Raw genomic sequence first — 12,314 nt, 5'->3', positions numbered from 1 at the left:
GGAACCGTAGTGCGGTCGGTCCAGGCGGGGGCCAGTAAATGAAAAAACTAAACACAGGCAATTTGTTAGCGGGTACGCGCAGCAGCACATTGATCGCGGGGCTGTTTATCGTCCTGATCGTCTCCATCGTGTTGTTGTTTGCCAACTTCGCCTATCTCAACACCCAGTCCAACTACGACACCGAATACATCAGCCACTCCGGTGAGCTGCGTGTTCTATCCCAGCGTATTGCGAAAAACTCCACGGAAGCCGCAGCCGGTACGGCTGAGGCGTTCGCCCTGTTGCGCGATGCGCGCAACGACTTCCAGACCCGTTGGGGCTTCCTGACCGATGGCAGCGAGGAAAGTGGTTTGCCGTCGGCACCTGAGTCGCTGCAGCCGCAGATGGCCGCGGTGCAGCAGGACTGGGACACGCTACGGCAGAATACCGACGCCATTCTGGCCAACGAACAAACCGTACTGTCGCTGCACCAGGTAGCCGCGACCCTGGCGGAAACCATTCCGCAGCTGCAGGTCGAGTACGAAGAAGTGGTCGACATCCTGCTGGAAAGCGGTGCGCCGGCGGCCCAGGTGTCGGTGGCCCAGCGCCAATCGCTGCTGGCCGAACGTATCCTCGGCTCGGTGAACAAGGTACTGGCCGGTGACCAGGACTCGGTGCAGGCCGCCGACATGTTCGGTCGCGATGCCAGCCTGTTCGGCCGCGTACTCAATGCCATGCTGGAAGGCAACGCGGCCATGGAGATTTCCAAGGTCAGCGACGCCGAAGCGCTCGAGCGTCTGGCGGAAATTTCCGAGCTGTTCGAATTCGTTTCCGGTTCGGTGGATGAAATCCTCGAAACTTCACCTGAGCTGTTCCAGGTGCGCGAATCGGCCAACGTGATCTTCAGCGTTTCGCAAACCCTGCTGGATAAAGCCTCAGAGCTGGCTCATGGCTTCGAAGATCAGGCCGAAGGCCGTGCCCTCAACACCCTGTTCGGCTATGTGCTGGGTGTATTGGCGCTCGCCTCGATCATCCTGATTGGTCTGGTCATGGTGCGGGAAACCAACCGCCGCCTGGGTGAAACCGCCGAGAAGAACGAACGTAACCAGGCGGCGATTCTGCGCCTGCTCGACGAAATCGCCGACCTCGCCGACGGTGACTTGACCGTGGCCGCGACGGTAACCGAAGACTTCACCGGTGCCATCGCCGACTCCATCAACTATTCCATCGACCAGTTGCGCGACCTGGTAGCCACCATCAACCTGACCGCCGTTCAGGTAGCCGGTGCGGCCCAGGAAACCCAGGCCACGGCGATGCACCTGGCCGAGGCTTCCGAGCACCAGGCCCAGGAAATTGCCGGGGCATCGGCGGCGATCAACGAAATGGCCGTGTCGATTGACCAGGTATCGGCGAACGCCTCGGAGTCCTCCGCGGTAGCGGAACGTTCCGTGGCCATCGCCAACAAGGGTAACGAGGTGGTGCACAACACCATCACCGGCATGGATAACATCCGTGAGCAGATCCAGGACACCTCGAAGCGGATCAAGCGCCTCGGTGAATCGTCCCAGGAGATCGGTGACATCGTTAGCCTGATTAACGACATTGCCGACCAGACCAACATCCTCGCTCTGAACGCCGCGATCCAGGCCTCCATGGCCGGTGACGCGGGTCGCGGCTTCGCCGTGGTAGCGGACGAGGTACAGCGCCTCGCGGAACGTTCCTCGGCGGCCACCAAGCAGATCGAAGCGCTGGTTAAGACCATTCAGACCGACACCAACGAAGCAGTTATCTCCATGGAGCAGACCACTTCCGAAGTGGTCCGCGGTGCCCGTCTGGCGCAGGACGCCGGGGTGGCCCTGGAAGAGATCGAGAAGGTATCCAAGACCCTCGCGGCCTTGATCCAGAACATCTCCAACGCCGCTCGTCAGCAGGCCTCTTCGGCCGGTCATATTTCCAACACCATGAACGTGATCCAGGAGATCACTTCGCAAACCTCGTCCGGTACCACGGCTACCGCCAAGAGCATTGGTAACCTGGCCAAGATGGCCAGCGAGATGCGTAAGTCGGTGTCCGGCTTTACCTTGCCGGGTGGGGAACAGGCCTAAGTCAGCGGCCTGCGTGCGCCTGAACGGGCGCGCGCAGGCCTGCCGCGAGGCGCAGCGAGGTGCACGAAATGCAGTCAGGCGTCTGGGCCTTGCAGCAACTGGTCGACATGTCCGCCACGGAGTTTCGTGAGTGGCAGGTGTTGCTGGAGGAGCGTACCGGGGTCGTGCTCAACGAGCGCCGTCGGGCGTTTCTGCAGACCAATCTGACGGCGCGGATGCGCGAGTTGGGGGTGGCCGATTACGCCACCTACTACCGCCAGGTCACTGCTGGCCCGCGGGGTGCGGTGGAGTGGTCGACCCTGCTGGATCGGCTGACCGTGCAGGAAACCCGTTTTTTTCGTCATCGTCCGTCTTTCGAGGTGCTCGAGCGCTATCTGGCTGAGCGTCTGCAGCAGGGTTTGGGCAAGCCTTGGGAAATGTGGAGCGTGGGTTGCTCCAGCGGCGAAGAGCCCTATTCGATGGCGATCAGTGCCGCCGAGGTGCTGCGCGACACCGATAAACCCGAACACTTTGCGGTGACCGGTACCGATATCAGCCTCAACGCCCTGAGCAAGGCGCGCGATGGCCAGTACGGCGCTCGTCGGCTGGAGCAGATGGATGCAGACCTGTGTCAGCGTTATTTCCTGGCGCAGGAGGATGGGCGTTTCAAGGTGGTGCCGAGTTTGGCCGCGCGCATGTGTTGCGCCAGGCTCAATGTGCTGGAGCTGGCGAAGGCGCCAATGTCCGGCATGGACGTCATTTTTTGTCAGAACTTGCTGATCTATTTTCGTCGCTGGCGTCGCCGCGAGATCCTCAACCGCCTGGCCGAGCGCCTGGCACCGGGTGGTCTGCTGGTGGTGGGAGTGGGCGAGGTGGCGGGTTGGCAGCATCCGGAGTTGATCCCGGTGGCCGACGAGCGAGTGCTGGCGTTTACCCGCAAGGGATAAGGCAGAGCCAAGTTTATGAGTGGAGTGGCTATGGGTGATCGGCACGATTATGTCGCCCTGGAGTGGGTCAAGGGCGAGATCGCGGAAACCCTGAAACAGGCACGTCAGGCGCTGGAGGCGTTCGTCGAGAACCCCCAGGACGCTACCCGCATGCGTTTCTGCCAAACCTATGTGCATCAGGTGCTGGGCACCTTGCAGATGGTCGAGTTCTTCGGCGCGGCGCTGCTGGCCGAGGAAATGGAGCAGCTGACCCAGGCGCTGATCGACGGCCGGGTGACCAACCAGGGCGAAGCCCTGGAAGTGCTGATGCAGGCGATCCTGCAATTGCCGGTGTACCTCGACCGGATTCAGACCGCCCGCCGCGACCTGCCGATGGTGGTGTTGCCGCTGCTCAACGACCTGCGCGCGGCCCGTGGCGAGAAGCTGCTGTCGGAAACCAGCCTGTTCACCCCCGATATGTCCGGGCGTACCCCGGCCCTGTCCCAGGATTCCATCGCCAAACTGCGCACCGCCGAGCTGCCGGTGTTGCTGCGCAAGCTGCGGCAGATGCTGCAAATGGCCCTGGTCGGAGTGATCCGCAACCAGGATCTGCCGACCAACCTGGGCTATATGGCGCGGGTGTTCGCCCGCCTGGAAAACCTCTGCAAGGACTCGCCGCTCGGCCCGCTGTGGCAGATCGCCTCGGGTCTGGTCGAAGGTCTGGCCAACGCCAGCGTGAGCAATGGCACCTCGGTGCGCACCCTGCTGCGCCAGGTCGACAAAGAACTCAAGCGTCTGCTCGAGCAGGGCGCCGATGGCTTCAACCGGGCCGCCCCCGATGAGCTGAGCAAGAACCTGCTGTTCTATGTGGCCAAGGCCTCGGCTGAATCGCCTCGGCTGCGCAGCCTCAAAGATCAATACCGCCTCGACGACGCCCTGCCCGATAACGAGGTGGTCGATGAAGAGCGCGCCCGCCTGGCCGGCCCCGACCGCGATGCCATGCGCTCGGTGGTGGCGGCCCTGTGTGAAGAACTGGTACGGGTCAAGGACAGCCTCGATCTGTTTGTGCGCAGTGACCGCTCCAACGTCGCCGACCTGGATGCCCTCGGCGCACCGCTCAAGCAGATCGCCGATACCCTGGCCGTGCTGGGCTTCGGTCAGCCGCGCAAGGTGATCGCCGATCAACTCGAAGTCATCAACAGCCTGGCCAAGGGCCAGGGCGAGCCGAGCGATGCGGTGTTGATGGATGTCGCCGGCGCCTTGCTGTATGTCGAGGCGACCCTGGCCGGCATGGTTGGGCCCACGCAAGACGCTGGCCGCGAAGAAAGCCATCTGCCCACCACCGACGTGGCGCAGATTCACCAGTTGGTGATCAAGGAGGCGCGCAACGGCCTGGAGCAGGCCAAAGACGCCATCATCGAATTTATCGCCTCGCAGTGGAACCACGAGCACCTGGCGCGCGTGCCTGAGCTGCTGACCCAGGTGCGCGGCGGCCTGGCGATGATCCCGCTGCAGCGCGCGGCCGATCTGCTTAATGCCTGCAACCGCTATATCCAGGAACAGTTGTTGGCGCGCAAGGCCGTGCCCAACTGGCAGAACCTCGACACCCTGGCCGATGCCATCACCAGCGTCGAGTATTACCTCGAACGCCTGTCCGAAGACCACGCCACCCAGGGCGACCTGATTCTCGATGTGGCCGAAGAAAGCCTGGAAAGCCTGGGCTATCCACTGAAAGAGAAGCCCTCGATCCTCGATCGTGTCGAACCCGCCGTGGAGTCCTTCGCGCCGCTGGCCGACCCGCTGGACGATATGGAAGTGCTCGCCGCCGAGCCAGAACCTGAGCCTGAGCTGGAACTGCCCGCAGAACTGCCGGTGGCAGGCGCGGATGAACCCGCGGAAGCCTTGAGCCTGGAGCTGAGCGACGATTTCAGCGCGGAATTCGCCGAGCTGGATTCCACCAGCCTGGAGCAGCCTGAAGCCGAGTTGCCTGGCGCAACAGCCGAAACTGATCTGGAGCCGCTCGACTTCGACGAGGCGCCGCTGGAGTTCGACTCCCTGCCGCTGGCCGAGGTGCAGGCCGAGCCCGAACCGCTATTGAGCGGCGAAGAGCTGCAGTTCGACGCCCTGGACTTCGATGCCAACGATAACCCGGCCGACTGGGATGCCGCCGAACTGGCTGCCCTGGAGCTGCCTGAGGTCGAGTTGCCCAGCGCCCCGCCGAGCGTCGAGCCGCCGGAACCTGCGCTGTCGATGGCCGATGTGATGGCCGCGCCGGTGCAGGCGATCAATCCGCCGGCTCACGATGTGCCGCCGAGCCTGCTGCCGCCACCGGCGGATGAAGAACCGGTCGATGAAGAGCTGATGGAAGTCTTTATCGAAGAAGTCGGTGAGGTGCTGGAAACCATTGCCGAGTATTTCCCGCAGTGGTGCGCCGATAGCGAGAACAAGGAGGCCCTGACGGAAATCCGCCGTGCCTTCCACACCCTCAAGGGCAGTGGTCGCATGGTGCGGGCCTTGGTGATAGGCGAGCTGGGTTGGGCGATCGAGAACCTGCTCAATCGCGTGCTGGATCGCAGCATCAAGCCCGACGCCGAGGCGCAGCAGGTGATCGGCGAGGTGGTCGCCCTGATGCCTGCCTTGGTCGATGAGTTCGCCAGCAAGGCCCAGCGCCAGCGCGATGATGTCGACCAGCTGGCCGCCACTGCCCACGCCTTGGCCAAGGGGCAGAGTCGCCCAAAAACTGACGCCCCGGTTGCGCAGGTAGCCGAGCCCGAGGGCGAAGTGGTAGCTGCCGAAGCTGTACAGGACGAAGTGGAAGGGCTCGACCCGCAGTTATTGGAAATCTTCCGCAATGAAGCGGAAATGCACCTCGATACCCTGGTCGGCTTCCTCGCCGACTGCGCCCAGGAACTGCCGCAGCCGGTGACGGATGACCTGCAGCGGGCCCTGCATACCCTCAAGGGTAGTGCGTATATGGCCGGCATAGTGCCGGTGGCCGAGATCGCCTCGCCGCTGGAAAAGCTGGTCAAGGAATTCAAAGGCAACCTGATCCCCATGGATCTGGCCGAAGCCGAACTCTTGAGCAGTGCCGAGAAATTCTTCCGGTTGGGTCTGGAGCAGTTGGAAAGCCAGCCATTGGCAGTTTTGCCGGGTGCTGCCGAATTCCTCGAGCGGGTGCAGAAGCTGCACGACGAGCGCCTGGACAGCGCGGCCGCCAGTCGCCAAGGCGAGCAGGGCGAAAAGCGCGATCCGCAGATGATCAGCATCTTCCTCGCCGAAGGCATGGACATCCTGCTGGATGCCGAAGACCTGCTGCGGCGTTGGCATGCCCACCCCTCCGAGCGTCAGGAGCTGAGTGCCTTACTGGATGAATTGACTACCCTGGGCCGCGGCGCGGACATGGCCGAGCTGCCGCAGATCGAAGTGCTCTGCGAAGCCTTGCTCGATCTCTATGGCGCGGTGGAAGAGGGCCGCCTGGCGGTCAGCGAGCGGTTCTTCAGCGTGGCCGAACAGGCCCACGAAGGCCTGATCGGCATGATGGATCAGGTGGCGGCCGGCTTGCAGGTCAGCGCCCGTCCGGAGCTGGTGAAAGCCCTGCGCGCCCTGCTCGAAGAAGCGCTGGACCCGAGCACCTTGGCGCTCTTGTCCAATGCTGGCGTCGAGGGCATGCAGATTGTCGAGCTGGATGCCGCCACTGTCGCGCTGGAACAGGCGCAACTCGCCGACTTAGACGCCAACCAAGATTTCGCCGAACTTGCCGCAGAGCCAGAGCCAGAGCCAGAACTGCCAGCTGTGGAAAGCCTGGAGCTGACGGAAGCCGCAGGCAGTAGCTATGAGGCGCTGGATGAGGAAATGGTGTCGATCTTCCTCGAAGAGGCCGTCGATATTCTGGAAAGCGCCGGCCAGGCCCTGGAGCGCTGGCTGGCCGACAGCACCAACAAAGCCGCGCTTTCATCCTTGCAGCGCGATCTGCACACCCTCAAAGGCGGCGCACGCATGGCCGAGATTCGCCCTATCGGCGATCTCGCCCATGAGCTGGAGTCCTTGTACGAAGGCCTGGTGGATCGCCGTTATAGCTTTTCCGCGGAACTGGGCAGCCTGTTGCAACAGAGCCACGATTGCCTGGCGCAGCTGCTGGAACAGTTACAGACACGCGCCAAGATGCAGCAACCGCTTGAACTGATCGAGGCAATTCGCAGTTTCCGCCAAAGCGGTGGGCAGAGCTTGCCGGCAGCCTTGGCCCCGCTTGAGACTGATCCCGAAGCCGAAGCCGAAGCCGAAGCCGAAGCCGAAGCCGAAGCCGAAGCCGAAGCCGAAGCCGAAGCCGAAGCCGAAGCCGAAGCCGAAGCCGCGCCGATTGAGCCACTCGAGAGCGACGAAGCCGAGCTGCCCTTGCTGCAGGTCGACGAGGAGCCCGAGTCGAACCCGCTGGATGAGTCGCTGGAACTGCTGGATGTGCAGTCCGCCCTCGCGGCCGAACTGGATATGCCGCTTGAGGATGAGATCGAGCAATCGCTGGAGTTGGCGCCTGAGCCCGTCCCGGTCGATCTGCCGGCTCCGTCAGCCCCTGCGGTTGTCGATGAGCGCGATCCCGAGCTGGTGGAGATCTTCCTCGAAGAAGGTTTCGACATTATCGACAGCGCCGGCGCGGCCTTGCAGCGCTGGATGGAGGACGTGAATAACAGCCTCGAGCTGGAGTCCCTGCAACGCGATCTGCACACCCTCAAGGGCGGTGCGCGGATGGCCGAGATCCGCGAGATCGGTGATCTGGCCCACGAACTGGAGTTCCTCTACGAGGGCCTGGGCGACGGCCGCCTGCGCGCCAGCCCGGTGCTGTTCAGCCTGTTGCAGAGCTGCCACGACAGCCTGGCGGGCATGCTCGAGGCGGTGCGTGGCAATCGTGCCGTGCCCAGTGGTACGGCGCTGATCGACACCATCAAAGGCTTCCGCGCCAATCCGGATGAGCAGCTGAGCATGCCCTCTGCGGTGCAGCTCAAGGCCGCCGAGGCAGAACAGGACGACGATGCCGAGGAGGACATTCTCGATATCTTTCTGGAAGAAGGTGACGACCTGTTGGAGGCCATGGAGGTCGCCATCGGTCGTTGGGAAGCCGACCGCGAAGACGGCGCCGCCATCGATGACATGCTGCGCATTCTGCATACCCTCAAGGGCGGTGCGCGGTTGGCCGGACAGAAGCGCCTGGGCGATCTGACCCATAACCTCGAGCAGCACCTGACCGAAGCCCAGAGCCAGGGCGCGCCTTGGCCGCAGAGCCTGTTCCTCGACGTGCAGTCGGGCTTCGAAGGCTTGCAGCTGGAACTCGATGGCCTGCGCCAACGTTTGCACGACAGCCTCGCGGCCGATGCGGCCAACCCGGTCAGCAGCGCCGCCAGCCAGCCTCAGCCGGCTGTGCGGGCGCCTGAGTTGAGCTCGCCTATTGTGGCGGCCAGCGTCAAGCCGGCCCAGGAGCTGGTGGCCAAGGTCCTGCCCTTTGTCCGCCGTGCCCAAGAGGCCGCCCAGGAGGCCGCGTCCCGCCGCGCGCCGCAGGAACTGGTCAAGGTGCCTGCCGAGCTGCTCGAAGGCCTGGTCAACCTGGCTGGTGAGACCTCGATTTTCCGCGGTCGGGTCGAACAGCAGGTCAGCGACTTCGGATTCACCCTGAGCGAAATGGAAGCCACCATCGACCGCGTGCGCGACCAATTGCGCCGCCTCGATACCGAAACCCAGGCGCAGATCCTCAGCCGCATCCAGGCCGAAGCCGAGCGCGTGGGTTACGAAGACTTCGACCCGCTGGAGATGGACCGCCACTCGCAGCTGCAGCAGCTGTCCCGGGCGCTGTTCGAGTCGGCCTCCGACTTGCTCGACCTGAAGGAAACCCTGGCGGCGCGTAACCGCGACGCGGAAACCCTGCTGCTGCAACAGGCGCGGGTCAACTCCGAGCTGCAGGAAGGCCTGATGCGTACCCGCATGGTGCCCTTCGACCGGCTGGTGCCGCGTCTGCGCCGCATCGTCCGGCAGATTTCCGGCGAACTGGGCAAGCAGGTGGAGTTTCACGTCGGCAATGCCGAAGGCGAAATGGACCGCACCGTGCTGGAACGCATAGTCGCGCCGCTGGAGCATATGCTGCGCAACGCCGTCGACCATGGTATCGAGGCCGCCGCGGTGCGCCGCGCCGCCGGCAAGCCGGAGCAGGGCAACATTCGCCTGGGCCTGGGCCGCGAGGGCGGCGACATAGTCCTGACCCTGGCCGATGACGGTGGCGGCATCCGCCTGGATGCGGTCAGGCGCAAGGCCATCGAGCGCGGACTGATGGATACCGACTCGGACCTGAGCGACTACGAGGTGCTGCAATTTATCCTCGAAGCGGGCTTCTCCACCGCCGAGAAGGTCACGCAGATTTCCGGGCGTGGCGTCGGCATGGACGTGGTTCACTCCGAGGTCAAACAGCTCGGCGGCTCCATGAGCATCGAGTCGCTGCCCGGCACCGGCACCACCTTCACCATCCGTCTGCCCTTTACCGTATCGGTCAACCGGGCGCTGATGGTGTTGTCCGGCGAAGATCTCTACGCCATTCCGTTGAACACCATCGAAGGCATAGTGCGGGTTTCGCCCTACGAGCTGGAAGCCTATTACGCCCCCGACGCGCCGCGCTTCGAGTACGCCGGTCAGGCCTACGAGCTGCGCTACCTGGGCGACCTGCTGAACAACGGCCAGCAGCCCAAGCTGGTCGGCCAGAGCCTGCCGCTACCGGTGATCCTGGTGCGCTCCAAGGAGCACGCGGTGGCGGTGCAGGTCGATTCCCTGGCCGGTTCGCGCGAGATCGTGGTGAAGAGCCTGGGTCCGCAGTTCGCCGGGGTGCACGGGATTTCCGGGGCGACCATCCTCGGCGACGGTCGCGTGGTGGTGATTCTCGATCTGCTGGCGACCATCCGCGTGCTGCATGCGCACTTGCTCAGCCAGTTGCAGCCGCGCCAGCTCAAGTCGGTCGCGACCGCCGCCGAGATTGAAGCGGATCGGCCGACCCTGGTGATGGTGGTCGACGACTCGGTCACGGTGCGCAAGGTCACCAGCCGCCTGCTCGAGCGTAACGGCATGAACGTGATGACCGCCAAGGACGGGGTCGACGCCATCTCCCAGCTGCAGGAGCGGCGCCCCGACATCATGTTGCTGGACATCGAAATGCCCCGCATGGACGGCTTCGAGGTGGCGACCCTGGTACGCCACGACGAGGGTCTGAAAGATCTGCCCATCATCATGATCACCTCGCGTACCGGTGAAAAACACCGCGAGCGGGCGATGAGCATCGGCGTCAACGAGTACCTGGGTAAGCCTTACCAAGAGTCCTTGTTGCTCGAAACCATTCAGCAACTGGCCAAGCGCACATGACTGAGAAAACTGCAGCACGCATCGCCGTGATCGCCGACACCTCCCTGCAGCGCCATGTGTTGCAGCAGGCGCTGACTGGCAGTGGCTATCAGGTGGTGATGAACAGCGATCCGGCGCGCCTCGATCAAGAGACGCTGAGTGCCTGCGAGACCGACCTGTGGTTGGTCGACCTGGCGCAGTCGGAGGATTCGCCGCTGGTCGACAGCCTTATGGAGAACGCCTCGGCCCCGGTGCTGTTCGGCGAAGGCCATGCCCCCGAGCGCCATTCGGAGAACTACCCGCGTTGGGAGCGGCGCCTGTTCGGCAAGCTGAAGAAGCTGGTCGGCGATCCCTCGCAAGCGGTTGGGCCAAGCCTGGAGGCGTTGCTGGCGCAAGCCCAGCGGCCGTCGCGGCTGAATCTGCCGGCGGCCTTGGCCGGTACTCCGCTGGTGGCCGGTGAGCCGGCGCGCCAGGTGTGGTTGCTGGCGGCCTCCATGGGTGGCCCGGGCGCGGTAAAAGACTTTCTCGATGCCTTGCCGGGCGGCCTGCCGCTGGGCTTCGTCTATGCCCAGCATATCGATGCCAGCTTCGAGGCGACCTTGCCGCAAGCCGTGGGTCGGCATAGCCAGTGGCATGTCAACCCGGCGCGGCACGGCGATCCGGTGCGTTGCGGTGAAGTGGTGGTGGCGCCGATCAACCATGAGTTGGGTTTCGATGAGCAGGGCGCCATGCAGATTTCCGCGCGCGGCTGGCCGGAACCCTACAGCCCCTCGATCGACCAGATGATGCTCAACCTGGCGCAGCGTTTCGGTGCGTTGTGCGGCGTCATCGCCTTTAGCGGTATGGGCAGCGATGGCAGTGCCGCCGCCGCCTATGTACGGCGTCAAGGCGGCTTGATCTGGACCCAGCGCGGCGACAGCTGCGCCTGCCCGAGCATGCCGGACAGCCTGCGCGAAGCGGGTTACAGCAGCCTGAGCGGTGATCCGCGGGAACTGGCGGAGGCCTTGGTCAACCACCTGGCCGCGCTGTGCAGTTAATCTGGGGCCTGGCCCCGTATAGGACCTTGTTATGAGCCAAGCCGTAGCCATCCAGAAGAGCGCCAACAGCCTCACCAGCCTGTTGCTGCCGTTGGTCGATCGCACCCTGCTGTTGCCCAACGTGGCGGTGGCCGAGCTGATTCCCTACCGCGCGCCGCAGCTCAGCGCGGGGATGCCGAGCTGGTTCCTCGGGCAGATCGGCTGGCGCGATCTGCGTCTGCCCTTGCTGTCTTTCGAGGCGGCGTCCGATGGCCAGGCGCAGGTCGGCGCGGGCGCGCGGGTGGCGGTGATCAACGCCTTGGGCGGGCGTCCGGCGGTGAAGTTTATCGCCCTGCTGGTGCAAGGCATTCCCCGCTCGGTCAAGGTCGGCCCCGAACTGGCCCGCGCCGATGTCCGCCTGGCGCCGCTGGAGCTGGGCGCGGTAAGCCTGGGCGACACTGTGCTGAAGATCCCCGACCTGATTGGCCTGGAGCAGAAGCTGGCGGATGCCGGTTTGATCTAAGCAGCGCCACTTAGAAGAAAGCCCGCAATTGCGGGCTTTTTTATGGCTATGTCCCAATTATGTGTTGCATGGTTCGCCCCATCGCTTCCTGGATGCAGTAATCTGGCTGAATACGCTGTTGGTAACGTTCAAGCATGCGCCGCCAGCCCAGATAATTCGGCAGGTAGCGGGTGGCGACACCATGAAAACGAGTCATCCAGTTTTTCAACCGGCTGTGGTACGCATTAACGTTCTGGATGTGGAAGGCTCCCTGGAGCACCCGCTGGCCAGGGCGAGAGTGGACGACATGGTGGGTGATGCCCTGAGCTCGGGCAAAACTGGCATATCCCGCAGCCCCATCACTGCAAAGCACGGCCTCTCGGTCGATCAGCGGCAGCAGAGCCGCTCGCACATGCTCGGCATCCAACTTCTCCAGCTTGAA

General features: G+C 63.9%; 6 protein-coding genes. 5 read left to right on the top strand and 1 reads right to left on the bottom strand.

The genetic code is table 11. The features are described 5' to 3' along the window. Positions 1-38: 38 nt before the first annotated feature. The 5 genes from Q8Q83_RS19540 to Q8Q83_RS19520 all read left to right on the top strand — a co-directional run bounded on the left by Q8Q83_RS19540 (position 39) and on the right by Q8Q83_RS19520 (position 11,893). On the top strand, positions 39-2,084 hold the full coding sequence (locus tag Q8Q83_RS19540) for a methyl-accepting chemotaxis protein (protein WP_305625793.1): 2,046 nt from the start codon (positions 39-41) through the stop codon (positions 2,082-2,084). A gap of 68 nt (positions 2,085-2,152) precedes the next feature. Further along, positions 2,153-3,010: a CheR family methyltransferase gene (locus Q8Q83_RS19535; protein WP_305625792.1), complete on the top strand. Its 858-nt coding sequence runs from the start codon at positions 2,153-2,155 to the stop codon at positions 3,008-3,010. 30 nt (positions 3,011-3,040) lie between these two features. Continuing rightward, positions 3,041-10,375: an Hpt domain-containing protein gene (locus Q8Q83_RS19530; RefSeq protein WP_305625791.1), complete on the top strand. Its 7,335-nt coding sequence runs from the start codon at positions 3,041-3,043 to the stop codon at positions 10,373-10,375. Then, a complete protein-coding gene (locus Q8Q83_RS19525; RefSeq protein ID WP_305625790.1) occupies positions 10,372-11,391 on the top strand; it encodes a chemotaxis protein CheB in 1,020 nt (339 codons plus the stop codon). Before Q8Q83_RS19530 ends, Q8Q83_RS19525 begins: the two co-directional genes overlap by 4 nt. 31 nt (positions 11,392-11,422) lie before the next feature. Next, positions 11,423-11,893, top strand: coding sequence for a chemotaxis protein CheW (locus Q8Q83_RS19520; protein ID WP_305625789.1), 471 nt, complete (start codon positions 11,423-11,425; stop codon positions 11,891-11,893). 46 nt (positions 11,894-11,939) lie between these two features. On the opposite strand, the gene Q8Q83_RS19515 is transcribed toward Q8Q83_RS19520, so the two are convergent. After that, the coding region (locus Q8Q83_RS19515; protein ID WP_305625788.1) for an IS1595 family transposase at positions 11,940-12,314 on the bottom strand (375 nt) is incomplete at its 5' end.

Source organism: Pseudomonas sp., from assembly GCF_030696055.1.
In the GTDB taxonomy this organism is placed as follows: domain Bacteria; phylum Pseudomonadota; class Gammaproteobacteria; order Pseudomonadales; family Pseudomonadaceae; genus Aquipseudomonas.
Note: the sequence above shows the minus strand (reverse complement) of the source record. Positions and strands in the feature narration are given on the sequence as shown.

Bases quoted from the DNA above. Each gene is read 5' to 3' on its own strand.
- Q8Q83_RS19520 (WP_305625789.1), top strand. From the start codon at position 11,423: ATGAGCCAAGCCGTAGCCATCCAGAAGAGCGCCAACAGCCTCACCAGC.
- Q8Q83_RS19530 (WP_305625791.1), top strand. From the start codon at position 3,041: ATGGGTGATCGGCACGATTATGTCGCCCTGGAGTGGGTCAAGGGCGAG.
- Q8Q83_RS19535 (WP_305625792.1), top strand. From the start codon at position 2,153: ATGCAGTCAGGCGTCTGGGCCTTGCAGCAACTGGTCGACATGTCCGCC.
- Q8Q83_RS19540 (WP_305625793.1), top strand. From the start codon at position 39: ATGAAAAAACTAAACACAGGCAATTTGTTAGCGGGTACGCGCAGCAGC.
- Q8Q83_RS19525 (WP_305625790.1), top strand. From the start codon at position 10,372: ATGACTGAGAAAACTGCAGCACGCATCGCCGTGATCGCCGACACCTCC.